This window comes from Streptococcus sp. TATVAM-FAB8, from assembly GCF_046592795.1.
In the GTDB taxonomy this organism is placed as follows: Bacteria; Bacillota; Bacilli; order Lactobacillales; family Streptococcaceae; genus Streptococcus; species Streptococcus ruminicola.
This window is the reverse complement of record NZ_JAWVPQ010000004.1, coordinates 46,632-71,163: the sequence shown is the minus strand read 5'-3', so window position 1 is coordinate 71,163 and position 24,532 is coordinate 46,632. Positions and strand designations below refer to the sequence as shown.

At 39.0% G+C, this 24,532-nt stretch carries 22 protein-coding genes, 1 tRNA gene and 1 other RNA gene; 8 read left to right on the top strand and 16 right to left on the bottom strand.

Annotated elements, in window-relative coordinates; genetic code table 11:
• Window positions 1-152 precede the first annotated feature (152 nt).
• From SFC32_RS03785 to SFC32_RS03760, 6 genes are all read right to left on the bottom strand, one after another.
• Window positions 153-968, bottom strand: coding sequence for an endonuclease/exonuclease/phosphatase family protein (locus SFC32_RS03785; protein WP_411050054.1), 816 nt, complete (start codon window positions 966-968; stop codon window positions 153-155).
• Between the two features lie 102 nt (window positions 969-1,070).
• Window positions 1,071-3,251 carry a PTS transporter subunit IIBC gene (locus SFC32_RS03780; protein WP_411050053.1) on the bottom strand — a complete coding sequence of 727 codons (2,181 nt, stop codon included), beginning with the start codon at window positions 3,249-3,251 and terminating at the stop codon, window positions 1,071-1,073.
• A gap of 261 nt (window positions 3,252-3,512) precedes the next feature.
• On the bottom strand, window positions 3,513-4,526 hold the full coding sequence (locus SFC32_RS03775) for a LacI family DNA-binding transcriptional regulator (protein ID WP_411050052.1): 1,014 nt from the start codon (window positions 4,524-4,526) through the stop codon (window positions 3,513-3,515).
• 90 nt (window positions 4,527-4,616) lie between these two features.
• On the bottom strand, window positions 4,617-5,366 hold the full coding sequence (locus tag SFC32_RS03770) for a 16S rRNA (uracil(1498)-N(3))-methyltransferase (RefSeq protein ID WP_411050051.1): 750 nt from the start codon (window positions 5,364-5,366) through the stop codon (window positions 4,617-4,619).
• A complete protein-coding gene (gene prmA, locus SFC32_RS03765; RefSeq protein ID WP_074564902.1) occupies window positions 5,367-6,320 on the bottom strand; it encodes a 50S ribosomal protein L11 methyltransferase in 954 nt (317 codons plus the stop codon).
• Between the two features lie 188 nt (window positions 6,321-6,508).
• On the bottom strand, window positions 6,509-6,979 hold the full coding sequence (locus SFC32_RS03760; protein ID WP_003067791.1) for a DUF3013 family protein: 471 nt from the start codon (window positions 6,977-6,979) through the stop codon (window positions 6,509-6,511).
• 63 nt (window positions 6,980-7,042) lie between these two features.
• On the opposite strand from SFC32_RS03760, the gene SFC32_RS03755 reads away from it, so the two are divergent.
• From SFC32_RS03755 to SFC32_RS03740, 4 genes are all read left to right on the top strand, one after another.
• Window positions 7,043-7,537, top strand: coding sequence for a GNAT family N-acetyltransferase (locus tag SFC32_RS03755; RefSeq protein ID WP_411050050.1), 495 nt, complete (start codon window positions 7,043-7,045; stop codon window positions 7,535-7,537).
• Complete coding sequence (locus SFC32_RS03750; protein WP_411050049.1) at window positions 7,527-8,795, top strand: replication-associated recombination protein A; 1,269 nt, start codon at window positions 7,527-7,529, stop codon at window positions 8,793-8,795. Before SFC32_RS03755 ends, SFC32_RS03750 begins: the two co-directional genes overlap by 11 nt.
• Before the next feature lie 109 nt (window positions 8,796-8,904).
• Window positions 8,905-9,095: non-coding RNA, 6S RNA (gene ssrS, locus SFC32_RS03745), on the top strand.
• A gap of 2 nt (window positions 9,096-9,097) precedes the next feature.
• Window positions 9,098-9,170 (top strand) — tRNA-Lys (locus SFC32_RS03740).
• Window positions 9,171-9,272: 102 nt separating this feature from the next.
• Here SFC32_RS03740 and SFC32_RS03735 read toward each other — a convergent pair.
• The gene (locus SFC32_RS03735; protein WP_411050048.1) at window positions 9,273-10,688 is read right to left on the bottom strand and encodes an isopeptide-forming domain-containing fimbrial protein; all 1,416 of its coding nucleotides are present in this window, start codon (window positions 10,686-10,688) and stop codon (window positions 9,273-9,275) included.
• 625 nt (window positions 10,689-11,313) lie between these two features.
• Between SFC32_RS03735 and SFC32_RS03730 the strand changes: the two genes are divergently transcribed.
• Window positions 11,314-11,880: an NAD(P)H-dependent oxidoreductase gene (locus SFC32_RS03730; RefSeq protein WP_411050130.1), complete on the top strand. Its 567-nt coding sequence runs from the start codon at window positions 11,314-11,316 to the stop codon at window positions 11,878-11,880.
• Between the two features lie 30 nt (window positions 11,881-11,910).
• On the opposite strand, the gene SFC32_RS03725 is transcribed toward SFC32_RS03730, so the two are convergent.
• The 3 genes from SFC32_RS03725 to SFC32_RS03715 form a co-directional block, all read right to left on the bottom strand.
• On the bottom strand, window positions 11,911-12,945 hold the full coding sequence (locus SFC32_RS03725) for an aldose epimerase family protein (RefSeq protein WP_411050131.1): 1,035 nt from the start codon (window positions 12,943-12,945) through the stop codon (window positions 11,911-11,913).
• A 153-nt stretch (window positions 12,946-13,098) separates the two neighbouring features.
• A complete protein-coding gene (leuS, locus tag SFC32_RS03720) occupies window positions 13,099-15,600 on the bottom strand; it encodes a leucine--tRNA ligase (protein WP_411050132.1) in 2,502 nt (833 codons plus the stop codon).
• A 118-nt stretch (window positions 15,601-15,718) separates the two neighbouring features.
• Entirely contained in the window at window positions 15,719-16,576 is an 858-nt protein-coding gene (locus tag SFC32_RS03715; RefSeq protein ID WP_074561159.1) for a patatin family protein, read from the bottom strand.
• Between the two features lie 108 nt (window positions 16,577-16,684).
• Between SFC32_RS03715 and SFC32_RS03710 the strand changes: the two genes are divergently transcribed.
• Window positions 16,685-17,401: an ion transporter gene (locus SFC32_RS03710; RefSeq protein ID WP_074626723.1), complete on the top strand. Its 717-nt coding sequence runs from the start codon at window positions 16,685-16,687 to the stop codon at window positions 17,399-17,401.
• A gap of 44 nt (window positions 17,402-17,445) precedes the next feature.
• On the opposite strand, the gene nusG is transcribed toward SFC32_RS03710, so the two are convergent.
• The 5 genes from nusG to pbp2a form a co-directional block, all read right to left on the bottom strand.
• Window positions 17,446-17,985 (bottom strand): transcription termination/antitermination protein NusG, encoded by a 540-nt coding sequence (gene nusG / locus SFC32_RS03705; protein WP_074564868.1) that lies wholly within the window; start codon window positions 17,983-17,985, stop codon window positions 17,446-17,448.
• Between the two features lie 97 nt (window positions 17,986-18,082).
• A complete protein-coding gene (locus SFC32_RS03700; protein ID WP_411050133.1) occupies window positions 18,083-18,409 on the bottom strand; it encodes an HXXEE domain-containing protein in 327 nt (108 codons plus the stop codon).
• Between the two features lie 230 nt (window positions 18,410-18,639).
• Window positions 18,640-18,816, bottom strand: a complete 177-nt coding sequence (secE, locus tag SFC32_RS03695; protein WP_006531712.1) for a preprotein translocase subunit SecE — start codon at window positions 18,814-18,816, stop codon at window positions 18,640-18,642.
• 64 nt (window positions 18,817-18,880) lie between these two features.
• Complete coding sequence (rpmG, locus tag SFC32_RS03690; protein ID WP_003067827.1) at window positions 18,881-19,033, bottom strand: 50S ribosomal protein L33; 153 nt, start codon at window positions 19,031-19,033, stop codon at window positions 18,881-18,883.
• A 51-nt stretch (window positions 19,034-19,084) separates the two neighbouring features.
• Entirely contained in the window at window positions 19,085-21,394 is a 2,310-nt protein-coding gene (gene pbp2a / locus SFC32_RS03685) for a penicillin-binding protein PBP2A (protein ID WP_411050134.1), read from the bottom strand.
• A gap of 174 nt (window positions 21,395-21,568) precedes the next feature.
• On the opposite strand from pbp2a, the gene SFC32_RS03680 reads away from it, so the two are divergent.
• Both SFC32_RS03680 and SFC32_RS03675 read left to right on the top strand, forming a co-directional pair.
• Complete coding sequence (locus SFC32_RS03680) at window positions 21,569-21,772, top strand: hypothetical protein (RefSeq protein ID WP_411050135.1); 204 nt, start codon at window positions 21,569-21,571, stop codon at window positions 21,770-21,772.
• Window positions 21,773-21,826: 54 nt separating this feature from the next.
• Window positions 21,827-22,687, top strand: coding sequence for an RluA family pseudouridine synthase (locus SFC32_RS03675; protein WP_074564866.1), 861 nt, complete (start codon window positions 21,827-21,829; stop codon window positions 22,685-22,687).
• A gap of 118 nt (window positions 22,688-22,805) precedes the next feature.
• Here the strand turns inward: SFC32_RS03675 and SFC32_RS03670 are convergent, their stop codons facing one another.
• On the bottom strand, window positions 22,806-24,422 hold the full coding sequence (locus SFC32_RS03670; RefSeq protein ID WP_411050136.1) for a zinc ribbon domain-containing protein: 1,617 nt from the start codon (window positions 24,420-24,422) through the stop codon (window positions 22,806-22,808).
• Window positions 24,423-24,532: the final 110 nt, after the last annotated feature.

Genomic DNA, 24,532 nt, shown 5'->3' with positions numbered 1-24,532 from the left:
ATATTTCTAAAATCAAATTATAGTAAATAACTAATTTTAGATTTGTTTATATTTTAAAACGCCTTTTACCAAGGTGTTTTTTTTACACATCAAAAGCGCCCCGGGACAAGGGCGCTTTAAAAAACAAACAAATAATTAGGAGGTAGAATTAGTTAGTAGTTAAGGTCGACAGCAAGACCGAAATGGTCACTGACGATTGGAGATTCACCGCCATCAAAGACAACGGTTGAGGATTGAATCTCAATTTCTTTGCTTGTAAAAACGTGATCAACCTTGAGTGACTGTTTATTGCCTTCCCAGCCATCAATATCTTCGATAATGGTGTGATCACCTTGAATGGATTTAGCCACTTTGTGACTATCTTGCAACTCAAGCGGGCTGTTTAAAATCATGTCATAGCCAGCCGTATCGGTAGGATTGTTGAAATCTCCCATAAGGACAAGTGGTTTAGGAAAATCGCTGAGCGCTTTTTCTAACTTTGCCCATTCACTTTCAAATCCTTTTCCGAACCAAGACATATGAAGGCTCACCACGGTAACTGGTTTGCCATCAACTTCAGTCTCAGCCGCTAGGACACGTCTAGTATGATAATCATGCTCATCATCCACCGCTGAGACAAGAATATCTTTTACCTTAATTGGATTTTTCGATAAAATCACAACACCTTCATTGTACTTATCATATCCAATATGGTTATAAGCCCAAGACCAATAATAATGTCTTCCTTGGCTTCTGAGGTAATTGACCAATTGAAGAGCATAATTATCACGGTGTAATTCTGGGCTACCAGGTAATTTTTCATACCCTTCCACATCTTTTGCAGCTAAGCCTCGAATGTCTTGGTTAATTTCTTGAAGACAAATGACATCATAATTCTCAATGTAAATATTTTCTGCCAAATCGAATAATTTTTTTAACGAATTTGCCTCTAACCAAGAATGCGTATTAAGTGTTAAAAATTTTGCCATGTCCTTTCTCCTCAAGTTAAAGGAGAGTCCGAGATGTCTACCCCGGACTCCCTTCTATTTAGTTTTAACCCAAATCTCTTTATCACTATTAGTAATATAAGCTTAAAGTTCTACTTTTGCAACAGGTGTTTTAGCAGAAACTTTTCCTGTTTGTGTTAAATTGACTGCTTTAATTTCTGCTGTATTTGTGAAGGCAACAATGATTGTCGTTTCACGTCCTGCTGAACTGATAGCTGCCAAGTCAGCTACCACCAAAAGATCACCTGCTTGAACACGTTGACCTTCTGCTACTTTAACAGAGAATGGCACACCGTTAAGAGCAACAGTATCAAGTCCGATGTGAACAAGAACTTCAAGACCACTATCAGTCAATAATCCAAAGGCATGTTTAGTCGGGAAGACACTTGTGACAATACCTGACACAGGTGCATAAACATTACCATTTTCTGGTTCAACAGCGAAGCCATCACCCATCATTTTAGCTGAAAATACGGGATCTTTAACAGCTGTGATTGGTTTTACTTCACCATCTGCGATTGATAGGACATCTTCTGTGACACCTTTATATGAGACTTTTGTAACATCATTACCTTTAACTTCTGCTAAGTCGATTGTTGGAATTTCAGCACCAGAATCAAGAAGGTCTTGAATATCAGATTTCAAGATATCCGCTTTTGGTCCGTAAACAGCTTGAACACCAGAGCCTTTGATAATGAGACCCATAGCACCAGCTTTTTTCCAAGTTTCTTCATCACCAACTCGTGCGACATCTTTGACAGTTACACGAAGTCGTGTCATACAAGCATCAACATCTTCAATGTTATCGCGGCCACCAAGGAGATTAATGATTTGAACGATTTGAGAGTTTGCAGATACTGTCGCACCAGTTGTTGATGCAGCAGCGTCATCATCCATGTCATCGTAATTACCGTTACGACCTGGAGTGGCAAAGTTAAATTTCTTAATCATAAAGTCTGCGATGAAGTACATCACAACACCTGATAAGATACAGCAAATAACAAAGTTAATTAAATCTCCACCAAGACCTGCTTTAAGAGCCATTGGTGTACGTGTCAAAAGTTCGATATTACCAAATGAATGGAGACGAAGGTTAACTAAATCAGCAAGAGCAAATGTCACCCCTTGTACAAGTGCGTATACAACATAAAGTGGCATTGCGACAAACATAAACATGTATTCGATTGGTTCAGTAACACCTGTCAAGAATGTAGCAGCTGCTGTTGAGATAAACATCGCAGTGTATTTTTTCTTCTTGTCTGGGTCAACATTACGGTACATGGCAAGGCTAAGCCCCATAAGTGTACCAGTTGCACCAATCATTTGTCCGACTTTGAAGCGGGCAGGTGTTACAGTTGCCATAAGGTGATGGTAATCTGAAGGATTTGAACCTTTAAGGTTGATAAGGTCTGTTACCCATGCTAACCAAAGTGGGTCTTGACCAAAGACTTCAGTACCTTTTTGAGCACCAGTCAAAATTTCATAAGTACCACCAAGTGAAGTGTAATTCATTGGGATAGTAATCATGTGGTGAAGACCAAATGGAAGAAGCAAACGTTCCAAAGTACCATACAAGAATGGAGCTAAGAATGGAGCTGAGTTTTGTGATGACGCAATCCACATACCAAATCCATTAATTCCTGATTGGATGATTGGCCAAACAAGTGCCATAAACAGACCAACAAGAACTGAACGATAGATAACAACGAATGGTACGAAACGTTTACCATTGAAGAATGAAAGAACATCAGGCAATTTGCGGTAGTTATAGTATTTATTGTAAGCTGTTGCCCCAACAAAACCTGAGATAATACCTACAAAGACACCCATGTTAAGCGCTGGTTGACCAAGCACATTGACAAAGTAGTCAGAGACAAGCATCTTGCCACCGAGAACATTGTGAACAACACTTTTACTATCAGCAATCATATCAAGTGATACACCGTAAACGTGACCAGTGATCAAGTTGATAAGAATAAATGCGATACCAGCGGCGAATGCACCACCAGCACGTTCTTTTGCCCAGCTACCACCAATAGCTAGAGCAAACAAAATGTGAAGGTTATTGATAATCCCCCAACCAATTTGTGCGATAACATTACCAACAGTAGCAAGTATAGCTGAGTCAGTATTGATTAGCGGGAGCGAGTTACCAATACTAACCATCAAACCGGCTGCCGGCATAACGGCAATAACAACCATCAAGCATTTACCGAATTTTTGCCAAAATTCGAAGCTGGTCAATTTTTTAAATGCCTTCTTCATGAAACGACTCCTTAAAACTTTTTCTCGGAAACCATTTGCTTTACAAACCAAGCAAGAACGTCACTAATATTACTTGTTTTTTGTAAAATAAATGATTTGTGAGTTGAATAATTTACGCAAACGTTTGCGTTGTTTTGATGATTTTATTATAGCACGTATTTTTATTTTGTAAAGCGTTTTCTAGAAAAAATTTTAAAACAAAAAGAGTAAAGAGATGCTTTCCCAATGAAAAAAAGCTTTCTTTACTCTTTTCATTTTTAATTAAAAACGCAAGGTTGATTCTCTTTCGATGATTTGATGAGGAATGATGACTTTCTGGCTTACGCTTTTTCTAGATTTTTCCAAAAGCAATTGAGCTGCTTTTTCACCAAGCTGATAAGGAAAAATATCAACCGATGTCAAAGCTGGATTGGCAATTTCTGTAATCAAAGAATTGTTAAAGCTAATCACAGCATAAGATTTTTCTTGTTTGCCATTTTTAAGCAAACGTTGCAAACGGATAGCCATGATGTCATCACAAGCAATAAAAGCTTGCGTTTTTGGGTGCTCAGCTAAAAACTGCTGTAACTTAAGAATATTCTCATCTTCTTTGATCCTTGAAAAATGAAGAGACAAACTGTCTTTTTGATGTTCTTCCAGATAGTCGCGACAGCCTTGATAACGCTCAGTCTGCACCAATTCATTCATGTCAGTATAGGCAAAGACAAGATGTTCAAAACCTTTATTCACCATAAATTCAGCAACATCTCGCCCTGCCTGATGGTTATCATTATCCACAAATTGGACAGATTTGGTAGCAAGCTTTTCATAAGAACTTCCGACAACTACACAAGAAACTTTTTTCTGTTTTTTGACAAAATCAAAAACAGGGTCATCTTTGTGAGAATACAAAAAGATAAATTTGCTAATATTTCCGCTGCGAATCAGTGCCTGACAATTTTTGCGTAGCTCATCTACCGTACGCCCACTTGCCAAGCTAACCATATAATCATACTCACTACAAACGCTTGAGATGCCTTGGATAATCTGCATGAAAAAGGGGTTATTACCAAGAGAGTCTTGGCTCTCGCGAACTGGCAGAACAATCCCTATGGTGTTAGTCGTGCGGTTAACCAAATTTTGCGCAGAATAATTTGGTGAATAATCTAATTCTTGCATAGCACGACGAACACGTTCCTTTGTCGCTTCACTAATCATGTCACTGTTATGCAAAGCTCTTGAAGCTGTTGACGTAGAGACGCCAGCAAGCTTTGCTACATCCTTTATCGTTGTCATTTTCTATCCTCATCTTGAAATCGTTATCTATAGGATAAGAATTTTTTAAAGCGCTGTCAATTAAAAAATAAAATAAGAGCGAGAAAAATCTCACTCTTGTTTTAATAATTCCAAAGCATAGCTGACGCTTGATAAAGCATAAAGCGGTGCTGTCTCTGCACGCATGATACGCGGACCTAAGCCAATTTTCAGACCACCTTTTTCCTCGAACGCTGCAATTTCTTCTGGGGAAATCCCACCTTCTGGTCCGAAGATAAAGAGAATTTTCTCTCCCGCTTTAACTTGTGACAATTCACGCGCTAAAACAGCTGTTTCCCCTTCCTTAGCAGATTCTTCATAAGCGATAAAAATCTTATCGAACTGTTCTAATTCTGCTAGAAAGGCTGCTTTTTTCTCAAAAAGAGTCACCTGTGGGATGCAATTGCGTTTACTTTGCTCTGCAGCACCAAGAGCAATTTTTGCCAACTTGTCTGCTTTTTTAGCTAATTTCTTGCCATCCCATTTGACGACAGACCAATCCGCTGGAAAAGCCCAAAGATTTGCCATCCCAAGTTCAGTACCTTTTTGAGCTAGAAATTCTAACTTATCCCCTTTTGGAAAACCAGCAGCAATCGTCACTTCAACTGGCATTTCAACATTGCTGTCAAGCTCTTCAATGATTTCAAAACAATGCTCAGCACTGTCGATAACCTTTGCTAAACGCTTGATATGGTCATCAAAAACTAGCACCACTTCTTCATCTTCAGTCAAGCGCATGACGTTGAACATGTGTTTAACCGTGTCTTTATCTGTGATTGTCACCACATCTTGAGCCTGTCCAGCTACAAAATATTGTTGCATTTATCCTCCAATTACACCTGAAATATCATCTGTTTTTTTGAAAACACAAGCATTCCATTCCCCTTGAACCATATGTGTTTCAAGGAAAAATCCTGCGTCTTCAGCTGACTTACGAACCATTTCCCATTTATCAGAAATAATTCCTGACATGATAAGGTAGCCTTCATCTTTCACAAGACGATAAGCATCTTCGGTCATGTTAACCAAGATATCCGCAAGGATATTTGCCACAATAACGTCAGCTTTGATGTCCACACCTTGCAAAAGGTTACCAGTAGCCACGTGGATATTTTCAGTGTTGGCGTTAAGGTCAATATTTTCTTGTGCCACGCGCACAGCCACTTCATCAAGGTCATAAGCATATATGTCTTTTGCACCAAGAAGTGAACTTGCGATTGAAAGCACACCTGAACCAGTACCCACATCAATCACTGTTTCACCACCACGAAGCACTTGTTCAAGCGCAAAAAGACTCATTTTTGTCGTTGGGTGAGTTCCTGTACCAAAAGCCATACCTGGGTCAAGACGAATCGTCTTTTCACCTTCACTAGCTTCATAATCTGTCCAACTTGGAACAATTGTCAAATCATGGCTAATACGTGTTGGCTCATAATATTTCTTCCAATTTTCAGCCCAATCTTGCTCAGCCAATTCTTGTGTCTCATAGTGAACCTCACCAGCATCCACACCAAAATGTGTCAATTCAGCCAAACGTTTAGACGCTTCTTTTTCAACTTGTTCAATGTCAATGTGTTCAGGGTAGTAAGCCGTAATTTTCACAGTTTCCACTTGTTTAATTTCTGGGAAAACTTCACCGTATTTCCCAACATGTCCAAGATAATCAGCACTATCATCGATAGCAACCCCTTGACTACCTAATTCAATCAAAATATTTGACGCAGCTTCTTCCGCATCACGCAAGACCTCAACAGTCAACTCTTGCCACTTGTCCATAATTAAGATACCAAGCCCGTAAAACACAAAGCCAAAATAGGAAAATCACCGACGGCGCTTGCGTCTAGGAGAATTTTATCTTTTTGGCACAGTGTTTCGGGCGGGTTCAGTTAAAATACTAACCGAACCTTTTCCTTTCTATCTAATCTATTCAGGCGGAGCTATTAACTCCCGCTCACTAACTTTGCTTAATATCTCGGATATGCAAAGAATTCTGTTTCTTTCAACTCTGCTTTGCCTTTTTCAAAGCTTTCAGCATCCCATTCAAGGGCAAAGTCGGTTGCATTTTCATCTGCTAAAAAGTCCATCAAATCATCAAGACCTTTAGTTGCAACGTCGTTTAATGTTTCTGCAAAATACGCCAAGAATTCGCGTGAAAAACCTTTTTTAGCATCAAAAGGAACAGTCACCAAGTAGTCATCATGGTCAACTTTAGATTTTGCTTGGTTGTAAAATAGCACGTAATCTTCAAAAACGATATCCTCGCTGCTAACCTCACCTTGGTCATCCACTGTTTCAACAGCAGCTTGGTTCTGCGCTTCCAAAATAAAAGTCACTTCCACCGCATGATTTTTCTTATTCCAATCGATGGCATAATCAAAGGTGAAGTGCTTATCCATTTCTTCTTCTAATACTGATAAAAAGCCAAATTTAGCCATTAAAAATTTCTTCCAATCTTCTTTTGTGTTACAATTATTTTATCATACTTAAGGGGAAATGACATGCAAATACGACCAATGAAGCTAGAAGACATTGAACAAGTCGTTGCCATGGAAAATAAAACTTGGGACAACTTCAATACACCTGCTAGCTTACCAGCCGCAAATAAACATAAAATCATTCAAGCCTTTCAGAATCATTCACATTATCTCGTTGCCGAAGAAAGCGGGGTTATTTTGGGAGTTCTTGATTATCATGCCTACTATCCTTTCCCTAGCGCACGTCACGTGGTAAGTTTCATTGTCGCAGTCGACAAAGACACCCAAGGTCAAGGTATCGGACACTCACTCATCCGAGCTTTCTTTGCCATGGCCAAATCTGATAATTACAAAAAAGTTGTTATCCACGTGCTATCATCAAATAAAAACGCCTGCCGTTTCTATGAAAATATCGGCTTCACTCTGGAAGCTACCCTTAAAAATCAATTCTACCTAAACGGCACTTACGTCGATGACCTCATATACAGTTATTACTTGGAGGAAATACATGACAAATAATCTCGCTTTACGGATGCGCCCTAAAAACATCAATCAAGTTATCGGGCAAAAGCATCTGGTAGGCGAAGGAAAAATCATTCGCCGCATGGTCGAAGCCAACATGCTCTCGTCCATGATTCTCTACGGTCCTCCCGGCATCGGGAAGACCTCAATTGCTAGTGCTATTGCCGGAGCAACCAAGTACGCCTTTCGTACCTTCAATGCCACAACCGACAGTAAAAAGCGCCTGCAAGAAATCGCTGAAGAAGCCAAATTTTCTGGTGGTCTGGTTTTACTCCTTGATGAAATTCATCGTCTCGATAAAACCAAACAAGACTTTCTCTTACCCCTACTTGAAAATGGAAACATCATCATGATTGGGGCAACCACAGAAAATCCATTTTTCTCAGTGACACCTGCCATTCGCTCCCGCGTGCAAATTTTCGAGTTAGAACCTCTATCAACCGACGATATCAAACAAGCCCTACAAACTGCATTATCAGATAAAGAGCGCGGCTTTGAATTTGATGTCGATATTGATGCGGATGCTCTTGATTTCATCGCAACAGCTACCAACGGTGATTTGCGCTCTGCCTTTAACTCGCTAGACTTAGCGGTCATGTCAACCAAAGCTGATGATAAAGGTATTCGCCACATTAACCTTGATACCGTTGAAAATAGCTTACAGCGCAGCTACATTACCATGGATAAAAACGGCGATGGACACTACGACGTGCTCTCAGCCCTTCAAAAATCCATCCGTGGTTCTGACGTCAATGCTAGCCTGCATTACGCAGCTCGCTTGATTGAAGCTGGAGATTTACCAAGCCTTGCTAGAAGACTGACTGTCATCGCGTATGAAGACATTGGTCTTGCCAATCCCGATGCCCAGATTCATACCGTCACAGCACTTGATGCCGCTCAAAAAATCGGTTTTCCTGAAGCCCGCATCTTGATTGCTAACGTCGTGATTGACCTAGCCTTATCACCAAAATCAAATTCAGCCTATACAGCTATCGACGAAGCTATCGCTGATTTGCACAAAAACGGCTCACTACCAATCCCACGCCATTTACGTGATGGTCACTATGCTGGTAGCAAAGAGCTTGGTAATGCCCAAGATTACAAATACCCTCACAACTATCCTGAAAAATGGGTGAAACAACAATACCTTCCAGATAAATTGGTCGGTAAAAATTATTTTGAACCCAACCAAACAGGCAAATACGAGCGTGCCCTCGGTGCCAATAAAGAACGCATCGATCATTTATCAAAATAATTACGACCTACTTTCTGTAAGTTTTCTTGAGCTTTTTCAAAAAACGCTTTCTAAAATTTCAGTTTATCCCTTGAAAAAATTTTTTAAAGTGGTATCATAATTACATAGGTTATTGCTGTGGCATACGAATTCACATCAATGTGTTGACCGACTAAATTTTTGTATTTCGGGAAACAGTAGTCTTTCTCCAGTATGCAAGCCGTCACACGCGGAAGCGACTAAGGAGAAGCGAGTTGCCCACCTGCTTTAAGATCGCGGGTTCAATACAAAGCGTGAATCACGGTGCCAATACAGCTTATTATCCTTCCTTAGCTCAGTTGGTAGAGCAGTGGACTCTTAATCCATGGGTCATAGGTTCGAGCCCTATAGGGAGGATTTTCCCACATCCCTGAAGCCTTGCTATTGCAAGGTTTTTTTGTTTGTAAAACAAAGGCAAAGCAAATCCCCACACTAGACTAGCGTGGGGATATTTTTATATTAATTTCTTTCCATACGTTTTTTCGTAATTAATAGAACAACTGCGACAAGAACAAGGATTGAGCCTACAAGATAAAGGATTGTTGTTCCCATACCACCAGTTGATGGAAGAAGAGATCCTTTACGGCTAATGATTTCAGCGGTCAGTGACCCTGCATCAAGGTTTGACTCAAAGCTTGCATCTTTTGATTCACCCTCAAATTTAGTAGGATCTAAATTTTCATTATAATCAGTCACAATTGTGAAATCGATTGGTTTAATAGTGTTATAACCATCTGGTGTTTTGGTTTCTTCAAGGATGTATTTACCAGCATCAAGTCCTTTGAAAGAGAATTTTTCTGTTTCACCAACTGTTTTTTTATCAACTTCTACTTTTTTATAAGTGTCGCCATCTTTTACGACTTTGTAAAGCGTAAATTCAGCACCTTTCAAGCTTTCTTTGTTTTTATCAACTTCTTCAAAGATTGCTTCGTAGGTGTAGACTTTGACAACTTTCTCAGGAGTTTTACCTGTACTTGCTCCGACACCAGTATTATTAGGGTTGTTTGAGTAAATCAACTCAACGCTACCTGTGTTACCGGCTGAACCCATAACAGCATTTTCGTTAAGAGTTGCATTATATTCAATTACGATTTTTGATGATGACGTAAGCTTACTAAGCGATTTTAAATTATCAATTTTAAAATTTAAGCCATCGAGTTTAAAGTATTTTGTAACATCTATTTGATTTTTTCCATTAACAAGATAAACCGTTGCATCACCATTGTAAGTCAATCCTGGTGACAATTTATCTGCTAACTCAAAATAGTAGCTCTCATAAGAGTCTAGGTTATCTGGCAGAGTCGCTGTCAATTGAAAGGGAATTTTATCTTTCACATCATAGTCAGCATAATCTTGCCAGTCACTAACAGTACCAGTTGTGTCATTAGTTTCTTTAACTTTTTTAGTAACACTTGGAATTGATGTTTTTGGGGTTACCTTAACATCTTTGACGACTTCCAAGATGTAGTTCGTGTAAGCTTCGTTACTTCCAACTGTCTTATTTTGGACAAGGTAATAACCAGCCGTATGACCAGTTAGACCAGCTGCATTTTGAAGGTATTGAGCTGCTACTTTAGCAAATTCTTCTGCGTAGCCAGAATTTTCTTTATTGGCATCAAGTTTTTCAGCTACTTCTGCGGCAGAACTCACGCCATATTTTGCTTGAAGAGCTGCTTGACCAGCTGGTGTAATCCCATCTCCCCATTTGATATTGGAAAGAGTTGTTTCATCCGATGACAAATCACCAGTGAAGATTTGGTAGGTTTCATAAGTTCCTGAACCACCGTTAGTAACCGTGATATCGTAAGCTAGAGCTTTCCCACCAATAAAAAGAGCTGCCATTAAGGTAGCAAGAATAAGTTTAATCTTTTTCATATTAGGTCCTTTTTTCCCATTTGAAGAAGATAAAGTCACATTGAACTCAACACTTCTAAATCTTCTATCACTTTCACTTTTTTCAAAAACTATAGGATACTATTATATCATAAAAATTTACTTTGATAGTTAAAAGTTGCTCATGATTATCACACTTTTGTTAAATATTTCTTTAGTTTTTATTATTTTAGATACAAAAAAGCGCGCTAGTATAGCGCGCTTTGATAGTTATTGAAAAAAAGAAAAGTTTTAAAGGATTAATGCTATTGTATCACATTTCTTCCTTCCAGCAACATCAGCTTTTAATATAAAGATTGTCACAGTGTCAATTCAAACCCATCACAGTTAAATTAACACAAAAAGAGAACCACTAAAAACGTATTATAGTATCATCATCTCAAAACAAAATGCTTAGCTTATCTCAACAAAATCGGCACTGTCCCCAGTGCCAATGGAGATGTAAACAATAATGTTTCGGATAAATTTATTTTATCATAATTAAAGCTTGCCACATCAAAATTCCCTAAGAAATATCTTGTCAGTCTGACAAGAGACAGTTTCTACTCTCTTTTTTGAAGCTATTGTGCTAGAATGTAGGTGAAAAATTGTTCATGGAGGTTAAGCAATGGACACTCTTATTATTTACGCGCACCCTTATGACAAAAGTTTCAATCACGCTATTTTAGAAAATGTCGAAGGGACTTTGTTGCAAAGGCAAGAAAAATTCAACCTCGTCGACTTATACAAAGACCATTTCAATCCAGCCTACACCAATGAAGAACTGGCTTTATTTAAGGACGGGAAAACCACTGACCCGCTTGTCGAACAGTACCAAAAATTTTTAACCTCTACTAATCACGTCATTTTCATCTTTCCTATTTGGTGGAATGACACACCTGCAATCATCAAAGGCTTTATCGATAAAGTCATGAAAAAGCAATTTGCCTACGAGGTCGGAAAAACTGGCCTTATTGGGCATTTGACCCACATTGAAAAAGCTACAATCCTCACCACATCTACTTCACCAACTTGGTACTTAAGACTTTTTTGTGGCGATGCCATCAAGCGCGTTTTCATCAACGCTACCTTAAAACAACTCGGCATTAAGCATATCACATGGCAAAATATGGGAAATATCGATAAAAGCACCGCACAAAATCGCCATGACTTTCTAAATAATATCAACCTTTAAAGCAAATCAGCACCCAAAAGGGTGCTGATTTTAATTGTCTTTATAGTACTCAAAAGCAATGGTGTAAGTCTTTTCTTCATTAGCTTGCAAGACAATATCGCCAAAACCATCATGATTAATCGCATCAGGTAAGAATTGAGCTTCAAGAGCTATCGCTTCAAATTCTTTTGCCATTTTACCCTTATCACGCGCTGGGTAGATGCCATCAGGAATGCCAACCATACTATAAGCAACCCAAGCATTACGATCTGAATAAAGTTTAACAGCATCGCCACTTTCTTCATCTTTTAACTCACCACAAGGTGCATCAAGTGAAGCTGGGACTAAAAAGGCATCATCAAATCCGCCTGTCGCCTTAATGGCATCTCCAAGATTTCTGCCAGCTCTAAAATCATAAGCTGTTTCAGAAACGTCAATGATTTTTCCTGTTGGAATTAGGTCATCACGCGTTTCCAAATAATGATCCGCTGCCAAAGTAAAGACATGTTTTGTCAAATCTTGTCTTTCTCCAAGGTTAAAGTACACATGATTCGTTGGATTAAAGAGTGTCGCTTGACCGCCATTTTTACCAGTGTAAGTGATTGTAAAACGATTGTCGTTATCCAGCGTAAAACGTGCTGTTACCAACATATCACCTGGAAAACCATCCACACTTTCTTTAGCATTATAAGTCATGACAATGCTAGTTTGATTGCGTTCTAAATCAACACAAGCTTGCCAAATTTGCTTATGAAAACCTTGAGGCCCACCATGAAGAGTGTTGCCATTTTCATTTTGCGGAAGTTGCATGAGCTTTCCATCAAGTTTAAACTGACCATGATTAATGCGTCCAGCAACACGACCAATAGATTGTCCAGCGCACAAAGTATTCTTGCCATATTCATCAGGATCATCAAAACCAATGATGATATTTTTGTGTCCACCTTTTCCATCTGGCACCAAAAATTCTTGCCAAGTTGCTCCCAAAGTTAACAAACCAACTTGCACATCATTGTCATTGACAATCGTGTATTTTTCAATATTTTTCCCATTAATTGTTGCTACAATTTCTTGTACTACTTTCATTTTTCTCCCTCTTTCTTAGGTCTTGTCTTTATTTTACTCCTCCTAAAATTTTTTGTAAACGTTTTCTGTTTGTTTTTACCAAGGTTTTACTAAAACTCAGTTTTTACCAACAAAAAAATCCTGCCCTTAAGGACAGGATTCATCTATTTAAACTTATTTCACAACAATATTTACAAGTTTATTAGGTACCGCAATCACTTTGATAATGTCTTTACCAGCGATTTCATCTTGAATTTTTTCGTTTGCAAGAGCAAGTTTTTCAAGTTCTTCACGGCTTGAGTCTTTTGGTACAACAAGTTTTGCACGAACTTTACCTTTGATTTGGATAACAATTTCAACGTCGTTTTCAACGAGTTTTGATTCGTCCCATGTTGGCCATGCAACGTATGAAATTGATTCACCTGAATGTGTCAATTCTTGCCACAATTCTTCAGAAAGGTGTGGTGCAAATGGTGCTAACAATTGTACAAATCCTTTAGCGTAGTCAGCATAAAGTTTGTCTTCTTTGTTAGCAGCGTTAACGAAGACCATCAATTGTGCAATAGCTGTGTTGAATTTCATTGCTTCAAGTTGTTCAGTGACAGCTTTGACAGTTTCGTTGTAAACTTTATCTAAGTTGCCGTTGTTTTCAGCTACAACTTCTTTTGTTGTCAACAAGCGGTAAACGCGGTCGAGGAATTTACGTGAGCCTTCAAGACCTTCTTCAGACCAAGCGATTGAAGCGTCAAGTGGTCCCATGAACATTTCGTATACACGAAGTGTATCAGCACCGTAACGTTCAACGACGTCATCTGGGTTAACAACATTTTTAAGTGATTTAGACATTTTAGCTGGGGCTTGTTCAAGTTCTTCACCAGTTTCGATGTGGAAGAATGAACCGTCGCGTTTTTCAACTTTATCAGTTGCTACAAGGGCACCACGGTGATCGCGGTAGCTTGTTCCCAAAATCATACCTTGGTTGAAGAGTTTTTGGAACGGTTCTTTGGTTGGAACAACACCTAAATCATAAAGGAATTTGTGCCAGAAACGAGCGTAAAGCAAGTGAAGCACAGCGTGCTCAGCGCCACCGATGTAGATATCAACTGGCAACCAAGCTTTTAGAAGCTCTTCATCAGCCAATTTTTCATCGTTGTGTGGATCAATGTAACGTAGGAAGTACCAGCTTGAACCAGCCCATTGAGGCATTGTATTTGTTTCACGACGACCTTTAACACCGTCTTCACGTGTAACTTCAAGCCAATCAGTCAAGTTAGCAAGTGGTGATTCACCTGTACCTGAAGGTTTGATATCTTTTGTTACTGGCAATACAAGTGGAAGTTGATCTTCTGGAACAGCTGTTGTTGTACCATCTTCCCAGTGGATGATTGGGATTGGTTCACCCCAATAACGTTGACGTGAGAAGAGCCAGTCACGAAGACGGTAAGTTACTTTCTTATTACCAACACCTTCTGCTTCAAGCCATTCGACCATTTTGTCAATAGCTTGCGCTTTATCAAGACCATCTAGGAAACCAGAGTTGATGTGAAGCCCATCTTCTGTGTAAGCTTCTTCCTCAACATTTCCGCCTTCAAGAACTGGAATGATTTCTAGGTTAAATTGTTTTGCGAATTCCCAGTCACGTGTATCGTGGGCGGGAACAGCCATGATAGCACCAGTTCCGTAGCTTACAAGAACATAGTCAGCAATCCAGATTGGCATTTCTTTACCATTAACTGGGTTGATTGCATAGCTACCAGTCCAAACACCAGTTTTTTCTTTAGCAAGGTCTGTACGAGCAAGGTCTGATTTAAGGCTTGCTTGGTGTTTGTAATCAGCAACTGCTTGAGCTTGTTCTGGTGTTGTAATAGCTTCAACAAGTGGGTGTTCAGGAGCTAAAACAGCATAAGTTGCACCAAATAGTGTATCTGGGCGAGTTGTAAAGACAGTGAAATCTTTATCAGTATCTTTTACTTTGAAAGTAACATTGGCACCAGTTGATTTACCAATCCAGTTACGTTGCATGTCTTTGATTGATTCTGGCCAATCAAGGTCATCCAAGTCTTCAAGCAAACGTTCTGCGTAAGCTGTGATTTTAAGCATCCATTGACGCATTGGTTTACGAACAACTGGATAACCACCACGTTCTGAAGTTCCGTCAGGAAGCACTTCTTCGTTGGCGATAGCTGTACCTAATTCTTCAACCCAGTTAACTGGTACTTCAGCTTCGTATGCCAAACCTTTTTCATACAATTTTGTGAAAATCCACTGAGTCCATTTGTAGTAGTTAGGGTCAGTTGTGTTCACTTCGCGGTCCCAGTCATATGAGAAACCAAGTGAGTTGATTTGACGTTTGAAGTTAGCAATGTTTTGAGCTGTAAATTCAGCTGGGTCATTACCAGTGTCCATTGCGTATTGTTCTGCTGGAAGACCGAAGGCATCCCACCCCATTGGGTGAAGCACGTTGTAGCCTTGAGCACGTTTGAAACGGCTAAGGATATCAGTCGCAGTGTATCCTTCTGGGTGTCCTACGTGAAGACCAGCACCAGATGGGTAAGGGAACATGTCTAACGCATAGAAGTTTGGTTTATCAGCGTCTGTCCCTGTTTTAAAAGTATGGTTGTCAGCCCAAAAGGCCTGCCATTTTTTCTCAATCTCTTTGTGATTATAAGTTGCCATGTCATTTCTCCATGTTCTTAGTATTGGTTACTATTATACCACGAAAAGAATAAAGAAAAAAGGCGAAATCACGGGGGATTTCACGCCTTTTAGTAGCTAATCAAAAAATTTTTACAAATCAAAGATTTCCTGATTCATCTGACAGATATTCTTTCAATTTTGCCATATCATTTTTGGCATCTGCTAAACCAACTTGGTAGATTTCTTCGTATTTTTCTGGGTTTGTTTCGAGTCGGCCGATTTCCAGGTTTTGACTTGGGCGAATGGCAAAGAGCTCACCTTTCTTTTCCAAATCAATAATGTGCTCAACCGTGTCATTATAGTGCTGATAACGTTTTGAAGCTACTTCTACGAATTTTGGATATTTTCTGTAAAAGAGTTTGTAAAGACGACCGCTACTTGGTTTTTTACGATAATCAATCGGACGCGTTAGCACCACAATCAATTTATCAAAGCCTAGACTTCTTGCAAAATCAACTGGAATGCTGTCTGACAAACCACCGTCAAGATATTTTTGTCCTTTCCATTCCACGATTTTTGAAGCTAATGGCAAAGCAGAGCTAGCTCGGAGCAGCTCCATTTGGTCAAAGACATTATCAACTTTGTGGTATTCGGGTTTCCCAGTCGCTAGGTTCGTCACCGTTGCGTAAAAAGGAACTCCTGACTCTTCAAAAGCTTTTTCATCAAAAACATCTAATTCCATTGGAACCTTGTAATAGGCAAAGTCTTTATTAACGACATTTCCTGTTTTTAACCACGAACGAAGCCCCATATAATTTGGGTAAGAAGCGTATTTTTTATTGTAACGAATGGCACGACCTTTTTGTTTTGACAAGAAATTAACGCCAAAAAGTGCCCCTGCTGATACCGAAACAACACCATCAACCTTGATACCAGCCTCTAAAAAAGTATCTAGCACTCCTGCTGTATACAGGCCTCGCATGCCGCCACCTTCTAGTACTAAACCAACAGACATTCTCTTCCTCCGTTCTTTCTAATTTTGTTACTTATTATACCAAAAACTGCGCTATTTAGATGGATTTTACTATGTTATAATAGTCCTAAGAATTCAAAGGAGATAGTTATGCGAAAGAAAATCTACAACATTATCGAGCCAACCAAAAATATAACTACCATTGAAAAAATCTATGATATTTTCATGATCCTTGTCATTATTGCAAGTTTACTTCCGCTAACTATCAAAACACATTTTACTTTTTATGCGATTCTGGAAAATGTAACCACTCTGATTTTTATCATTGATTACTTGTTACGCTTGATGACGGCTGATTTCAAACTCAAACAAGGAAAAATCTCTTTCATCAAATACCCTTTTACTTTCCTTGCGATGACAGACCTTATTGCCATTTTATCTTCTCTATTATTTTGGAATAATACTTTTCGATTATTTAAAATCGTGCGGATGATTCGTACCATTCGCGTTTTCAAACTCTTTCGTTATTCTAGAAGTATTAACATGCTCATCCATGTTCTTAAAAAGCAAAAAGAATCTTTGTTAATCGTTGGAGCTTTAGTTGTTATTTATATTTTCATTTCTGCTCTCGTTATTTTCAATGTCGAGCCAACAACTTTTGGCAACTTCTTTGATGCACTTTATTGGGCGACCATTTCTCTGACAACCGTTGGTTACGGTGATATTTACGCCGTTTCTGCCATCGGAAAATTAATCACCATGATTTCATCAATCCTTGGCGTGGCAATCATCGCTCTTCCTGTCAGCATCATGACCGCAGGCTATCTTGAAGAAATCGAAACACGACGACACAGACATAAACATTAAATAACTAAAAAGCTGAACTCTTAAAAGAGCTCAGTTTTTTGATATTACAATTCAGCGATTTGGTAAAGTTCCAATTCAGCTTGTGTTTCTGTTCCGAACATGTTAATCATCAATTTAACTTTGTTGTTTTCAATTTCAACAACACGTCCTTCTTGACCAGAGAAAGCACCGTCGATGATTTGAACCACATCACCAGCTTTGATGTTTGTGTCAACGACATCAACAGTTTGTCCCATTGAGATAAGGATTGAACGGATTTCTTCTTCCAAAAGTGGAGTTGGTTTTGAACGGTTACCGTGTGAACCAACGAAACCAGTAACGTTTGGAGTGTTACGAACAACGAACCAAGCTTCGTCTGTCATAACCATTTCAACCAAAACATAACCTGGGAAGCGATTTTCTTCAACTTCTTTGATTTTACCGTTCTTTTCAACGTTAACAGTTTGTGTTGGGATTTCAACACGCAAGATGTTGTCCAACATGTTGTAAGTTTGCGCACGTTGCAAAAGAGTTTCTTTTACTTTGTTTTCGTAACCAGAGTAAGTTTGTAGCACAAACCAACCTTTATCAAAAGAATCTAACATAATTTCCTCCATTATAAAAAAGCCCCTTAAAGGCTTCTTGGGTGTTTTTCTTTATTTTATTATAGGAAAAATCGCTAACGCTGTCAATGAATTACTGCTAAAGAAGCTGATTTAACACTTTAAAAGACAGCAAGATATTGCCAAAGATAATCAGCAAAGTTACTAGCGCATAAAGGTAATAACGATAATCAACTAAGCCAAAAGAAAATAGAAAAACAAGAGAGATAACAGCAGTTATAATACCACCAATCAAGCCCGGAACATATCTCCTTAGCACCAAACTTTGCACAAGATGACCAACAATATGGTAGATATAAGCAATTATAACTGTCACATAAAAACCAAAATGCTTGCTGTAATAGCTGATGCCTAAAATCAATAGCAAAAGCAAGAGTTGTTCCAAAACCGTAAGATTAAAAACCAATGGGCTATAATAAGCTTGAACTTTTTAGTTGCCTTAGATGCTGGTAACTTTGTCACAAATCCAGGCATAAAAATCAACTCTTCCATCTCATGTATCATAAATAATGCTGGAAAAACCATAAAAAAGGCTATCATGCTCATTACCCCCAAAACTTTTGTTAGTTACTTCAGCTCCATTATACTCTTTAATGACAAAAATAAACAACCGTAGCTCAAAGCTACGGCTGTACTTTAAAATCGATTTAACAAATTCATCACTCCCAGTGAGAGCAATTTATCGAAAATGAAAATAACAATGGTAAAGAATGCTGTATATTCAAGTACAGAGATATAATCTTTCCAACGTTGTTTACGATCTGGCCAAGTTGTTTCACTTAAAATCGTAAATACTCCCTTAATGAATGCCACAGGCGACTCCTCCTTATTCTATCATCTCGCTCATTACTCTAAAGCTGAGAATGACCGCTACAAATTATCGTGTTTCTTTGTGTAGCGTGTATTTTTTACAATGTTTACAATATTTATTAACTTCTAGTCGTACAGGTTTGGGGTTGCTACTAACTCCGATAGAGTAGTTACGGCTTCCACATTCTGTACAAGCTAAACTTGCTTTTTTCTGTGCCATAATTCCTCCGAGACCTTATTTTATCATGTTTTTTCCTACTTGGCAAGTGACTTAGTTAGTCTGCTTGTTGAACCAACTTGAGAAGTTATCCCAAGCATCTTTAACCGCACGGCCAATCTTATCTCCTGCATCTTGAGCTGATTCTTGAACTTTATCAAGAATGTTATCAGAACTTGAGGATTGACTTGTACTTGTTTGACCATTTGCGCTGTAAACCAAGTCGTAACCATTTTGGCTATAAGCATTTTCAACGGTAAATTCTGTTCCCGCAGTATATGGCAAAATGCTGCTGGCTACTGCGCTAAAGATTGTCGACGCTGTACCAGAACTTGCATCAGTCAGGTAGTGATTTTCATCTGTCGAATCATAACCAATCCACTGTGCGATAACCACATCTGGCGTATAACCAATAACCCATTGGTCACTGGTCAAATCAGCATTGAAGTTAGCTTCCACGGTACCAGTCTTACCTGCGATTGTGTAACCATAAGCATTGGCGTTGACCGCTGAACCATTTGAGAAAGTTCCAAGCATCATGCTGGTCATTTTGTTAGCTACAGATTGGCTAATCACGCGCTTGGTTGAGGGCTTGAATTCCGCAATAACATCACCGCTGGCATTTTCAATTTTCGTAATCAAATGTCCTTTCGGCATTACACCACCATTAGCAAAGGTTGCGTAAGCTTGAGCCATTTCAAGTGGGTTGGTTGTAACACCACCACCAAGGGCAACGCCCAATTCTTCCTTAACATTTTTCATGTTAAGACCAAATTTTTGACCGTAGCTCATTCCCTTGCTAACACCGATTTTATGAAGTAAGTAAACCGCTGGGATATTGTATGAATTTGCCAAAGCTTGATACATTGGAAGGTCTGCTGTTTCAATACCTGCGTAGTTCGTTGGAGAATAACCATCGTAATCCCTAGGTGTATTTGGTAAATCAGTCGTAATGGCGTAACCTGAAGCAACAGCTGGTGAGTAAACCACTAGAGGTTTAATGGTTGAACCAGGGCTTCGTGAGGCTTGTGTCGCGTAGTTAAAGCTACGGAAAGTTGCTGAACTTGGGCTGACACGTCCAACCAAACCACGAACCGCACCAGTTGACGGATCCATGGCAACACTAGCTCCTTGGGCTGTTTGACCATCATAATCAGATACTGGGAAATAAGCCGTGTTATCAAAAACAGCCTGCATATTTGCTTGATAGTTTTGGTCTAATTCTGTGTAAATCTTATAGCCGTTGTTGACGATATCATTTTCAGACAAGCCATATTTTTTCTCAGCTTCTTGAATAACCGCATCAAAGTATGAACCGTACTGATAATCATCAGAATTTCCAGTATAAGTATCGTTCAATTCACTTGCGATATCAACTTGCTTAGCTTGATTGGCTTCTGCTTGTGTGATTTTTCCTGCATCAACCATAACTCCTAAGACCGTATTGCGTCGGTTTGTCGCATTTTCTACAGAATAATAAGGGTTATAAATTTCAGGACCTTTTAGCATCCCAGCTAAGATAGCTGATTGTTCAACAGTCAGATTGGCAGCGTCCGTTCCGAAATACTTGCGGCTGGCATCTTGGACACCCCAGACCGAATTTCCAAAATAAGCATTGTTCAAATACATGGTCAAGATATCATCTTTACTGTATTTTTTGGTCAATTCAATCGCTAAGAAGAATTCTTTAGCTTTACGAGTGACCGTTTGTTCTTGGCTTAGATAAGCATTTTTAGCCAATTGTTGCGTGATGGTTGACCCACCACCAAAACGTCCCATGGTGAACAAAGCTAAGAAGAAACGAGAGTAATTAATCCCACCATTTTTGTAAAATGAACGGTCTTCTGTTGCAATTACCGCATTTTTCATGTTATCGCTAATGGCGTTTAACTCAACGTAAGTCCCTTTTTGCCCTGAAAGCGAACCAACTTGATTGTCATCTTTATCATAAATAACAGTTGTCGCCTTCAATGCGTCCTGCAAATCCGAGACATTAGTTGATTTGGCAACAGCAAAAAGGTAAGAGCCAATGGCTAAAACACCAATACCAACCAAAATGAGTAAGATTTTCCCAACTCGGTAACGACGCCAGAAACGTCTAATAGGATTCTTAGGCGACGGCATAAAACGCGAAAGCTTTTGCAACCAAGCCGGCTGCTTCTTTGCTTTTTCGTGATACCCTTTACTACGTTGGTAGGTTGGAGCTGCCTGCTCCTCAATCTTTTCAGTTTCAAAGTCACTTAAGTCATCAGCCAGATAATCATTATCACTTTCCTGACTGGTGTGATTCTTGAAAGGTACTTCTTCTTTTTCTGATTTGAAAAAAGAAAGAAGCTTTTCTTTAATCATTTTAAATTTTGTCATAACCACATTATAACAGTTCTTTTGAAAAACGTCAGATGAAAAGGGATTTCATCTTGATTACAACGTTTTCATCTCTTTTGTGGTAAAATAAAAGTATCAATAAAAACGCTCACAACCTATCTGGTTGTCACAATTGTCCACGATACTTGAACGAGTATTAGAAAGGATTTTACCATGAACAAAGGATTCGAAGCATTCAAAAAAACATTGTCACACGATAGTTTAAAAGCCGTTTACGACAAAACAAAAATCGAAGTTTCAGAAAGTGAAGCTGAAGGCACTGAAGCTTACTCAATGGCTGTCGCAACTCAAATGGCAGTTAACCTTTTGGAAAAATACCACGATTGGCTACATGAAAACGAAGCTAAAGACAAGTAAATCTAAGCGCGCCATAAGGTGCGTTTTTTTGCGCACTCATGCTATAATAGAGCTATGACTTTAACATATACGCTTAAAAATCCTTATCCAGATAGCACAGTTAAGGAACTATTAGAAGAGCATTTACTGATTCCGCGAAAAATTCGCCATTTTTTACGCACCAAAAAACACTTACTGATTAATGGGGAAAATATCAACTGGCAGAGCTTGGTCAAAACAGGCGACACTATCCAGCTAACTTTTGATGACGACGATTACCCACAAAAAACGATTCCGTTTGGTGATAGCAAGTTAGTTGATTGTCTTTACCAAGATGAGCATCTCATCATTGTCAACAAACCTGAAGGCATGAAGACACACGGCAACGAGCCAAATGAAATTGCTCTACTCAACCATGTGTCAGCCTATGTCGGAAAAACATGCTACGTCATTCACCGCTTAGATATGGAAACGAGTGGCGCTGTTATGTTTGCTAAAAATCCTTTTGTTCTGCCAATTCTAAATCGTCTGCTTGAAAACAAAGACATTTCACGTGAATATTGGGCATTAGCTCAAGGAAAATTTGAACCTAAACACCAAGTCTTTCAAGATAAAATTGGACGTGACCGTCATGACCGCAGAAAACGTGTCGTTGACCGAAAGAATGGTCAAACTGCCCTAACCATCGTTGATCGCCTCAAAGTTTTTCAAAAAGGAACTTTGGTCAAATGTCGTCTAAAAACGGGACGCACGCACCAAATCCGCGTCCATCTGTCAGCACACGGACATGCCATCATCGGTGACCCATTATACAGCAAAATTCCTGCTAAACGTCTCATGCTTCACGCGCATAAACTCAGCTTCACACACCCATTTACTCTTGAAAAAATCAGTGTTGAAGCCAAGTCAAAAACATTTGAAGCAGGATTACATTAAGAGGTTGGGACAAAAGTCACCAACCCCTTTATTTATGCAATTATAATAAGCAAAACGGAGTGATTAAGTGGGTTCTAATGCGTTGATAAATCAACTTTTACACCCCTACTCCCTTTTCTTATTTTTTACTCAAAGTGCTACCAAGCATTGGCTTACTGTAATCAAAATCAGCATCTTTATTTGCTTGCCATACCACTAGAGTAAGTTTGTTACCATCTACTTTAATACCGAAAGTATACTTAACGCCTACACCACCTAAACCACTTACTACAAAGACGCTTGTGTCAGCATCGTCCCCGTAAAGGTAATGATAGACATTATTTCCTTTGTCTTCAATACCCGTAACCTTGGTTTGTTTCTTATTATTTTTAGTCGTTTGAGTGATTGTCCCATCAGCCTCAAAGGTAAATGACGTATCACTCTTATCGTCAACTTTCCATGTGCCAAGCATAGCTTCTGGGAAGAGCGACTCTCCTTTGACTTGATTGTCTTCATTTGTCACTGTGATGCTCTTTTGACCTGAATTAGCAACGACATAAGTCGCACCAGCTTTCTTCAAGGTTACTTTACCTTCTAAGGTTTGGATGACTTCACCTGATGTTTGCTTTTCAGTATCTGTCGATTTATCGTAGTGGAAATCATAAGTTGCTGTAAATCCTGCCACATAAGTTTCCTTGCCGACTTGAGATAGACTGGTCAAAGTGATATTTGGCACTGTTAGACTTGTCGCCTTGCGGCTATCAGTCTGCATCTTAGCCTTGATACTTTCTTTCAAGCCTTTGTAAAAGTCATTATTACCGCCGTCTTCAAAAACTGTAGATACCGTTGATGAGTCTTGCCCAGCGTTCAAATACAAAATCATTTGGTCAAAAGCTGATACCAAGACTTTTCCAGCCGTTTCATTGTCCAAAAGATTATCGGCATTCAAAGCAACCGTGTCCCCATCAGCGATACTTGCTAGAGCTTGTTTTTGTGATTTCAAATCACCATCTGAGAATTTCTTCTTCACGTAAGCTTTAGCTGAATCTGTCAACGGGTAATCACTAACCTCGTACTCACCATTTTCCAAAGTGCCTACGCGTGTATTATCAAAATAAAGCTCACCATCAACTAAGTTACTTGTGACTTTAAAGTTTTTAAAAGTCACCGATAAATCAAGAACCGTGTCCTTACCATCGTAATCTTTACTTAACTCGATTGGTTTGCCATTGTATTTTCCAGAAATACTTGCCGTGTAATCCGCGATTGGCAAGCGTTCAAGCTTGACGCTGTAATCAGTTGAATCACTAAGCGCAACTTTCTTTTTATTGAGCAAAATGTCGACCTTATCAACATTCGTCTTAATAGTCAAATCCAAGGGTTTCAAAGCAATACGATAGTTTGGAAAAATCAAAAACTTACGACCGATTTTTTTAACGTAAGTATCATCAGAAGCGTCCGCTTTTGTTAAAGCTCTACTTAGCTTATCAGCTTCTGATTGTGATAACTTGGTAAATGTCGCATACTTGGCTTCATCAGTTGTAACCTTTTCATTGTTATCAGCCCAAACAATATAACCTTTGATATTGTCAAAAGTATCCCCAGATTTTTGGTAGGCTGCTACGTAATCTCGAATGACTTGTTTTTTAGAGTAGTGAAAACTTCCCCAAACCACAAAGACCAAGAGTAGCACTCCCACAATCACACTAGGAATCCAGACTTTCTTATGTTTTAGCGTGTGTTTAAACTTTTTCATCTTTAGTCTCCCTATTCCATCAAATCTTAAGTCATTATTATACCAAAAACTTTTTAAGCTACCATTACAGAAAAATCACACCATATGACACCTAAAAAAGGCGGCTCAAA

What these genes read in the sequence shown, in the direction of transcription:
- SFC32_RS03725 (WP_411050131.1), bottom strand. Translation starts at nt 12,945, where the DNA reads ATGAAAGTAGTACAAGAAATTGTAGCAACAATTAATGGGAAAAATATT.
- pbp2a (WP_411050134.1), bottom strand. Translation starts at nt 21,394, where the DNA reads ATGACAAAATTTAAAATGATTAAAGAAAAGCTTCTTTCTTTTTTCAAA.
- nusG (WP_074564868.1), bottom strand. Translation starts at nt 17,985, where the DNA reads ATGTTAGATTCTTTTGATAAAGGTTGGTTTGTGCTACAAACTTACTCT.
- SFC32_RS03730 (WP_411050130.1), top strand. Translation starts at nt 11,314, where the DNA reads ATGGACACTCTTATTATTTACGCGCACCCTTATGACAAAAGTTTCAAT.
- SFC32_RS03755 (WP_411050050.1), top strand. Translation starts at nt 7,043, where the DNA reads ATGCAAATACGACCAATGAAGCTAGAAGACATTGAACAAGTCGTTGCC.
- SFC32_RS03775 (WP_411050052.1), bottom strand. Translation starts at nt 4,526, where the DNA reads ATGACAACGATAAAGGATGTAGCAAAGCTTGCTGGCGTCTCTACGTCA.
- SFC32_RS03670 (WP_411050136.1), bottom strand. Translation starts at nt 24,422, where the DNA reads ATGAAAAAGTTTAAACACACGCTAAAACATAAGAAAGTCTGGATTCCT.
- rpmG (WP_003067827.1), bottom strand. Translation starts at nt 19,033, where the DNA reads ATGGCACAGAAAAAAGCAAGTTTAGCTTGTACAGAATGTGGAAGCCGT.
- SFC32_RS03780 (WP_411050053.1), bottom strand. Translation starts at nt 3,251, where the DNA reads ATGAAGAAGGCATTTAAAAAATTGACCAGCTTCGAATTTTGGCAAAAA.
- SFC32_RS03785 (WP_411050054.1), bottom strand. Translation starts at nt 968, where the DNA reads ATGGCAAAATTTTTAACACTTAATACGCATTCTTGGTTAGAGGCAAAT.
- SFC32_RS03715 (WP_074561159.1), bottom strand. Translation starts at nt 16,576, where the DNA reads ATGTCTGTTGGTTTAGTACTAGAAGGTGGCGGCATGCGAGGCCTGTAT.
- SFC32_RS03760 (WP_003067791.1), bottom strand. Translation starts at nt 6,979, where the DNA reads ATGGCTAAATTTGGCTTTTTATCAGTATTAGAAGAAGAAATGGATAAG.
- SFC32_RS03680 (WP_411050135.1), top strand. Translation starts at nt 21,569, where the DNA reads ATGAACAAAGGATTCGAAGCATTCAAAAAAACATTGTCACACGATAGT.
- SFC32_RS03675 (WP_074564866.1), top strand. Translation starts at nt 21,827, where the DNA reads ATGACTTTAACATATACGCTTAAAAATCCTTATCCAGATAGCACAGTT.
- SFC32_RS03710 (WP_074626723.1), top strand. Translation starts at nt 16,685, where the DNA reads ATGCGAAAGAAAATCTACAACATTATCGAGCCAACCAAAAATATAACT.
- prmA (WP_074564902.1), bottom strand. Translation starts at nt 6,320, where the DNA reads ATGGACAAGTGGCAAGAGTTGACTGTTGAGGTCTTGCGTGATGCGGAA.
- SFC32_RS03735 (WP_411050048.1), bottom strand. Translation starts at nt 10,688, where the DNA reads ATGAAAAAGATTAAACTTATTCTTGCTACCTTAATGGCAGCTCTTTTT.
- SFC32_RS03750 (WP_411050049.1), top strand. Translation starts at nt 7,527, where the DNA reads ATGACAAATAATCTCGCTTTACGGATGCGCCCTAAAAACATCAATCAA.
- SFC32_RS03770 (WP_411050051.1), bottom strand. Translation starts at nt 5,366, where the DNA reads ATGCAACAATATTTTGTAGCTGGACAGGCTCAAGATGTGGTGACAATC.
- leuS (WP_411050132.1), bottom strand. Translation starts at nt 15,600, where the DNA reads ATGGCAACTTATAATCACAAAGAGATTGAGAAAAAATGGCAGGCCTTT.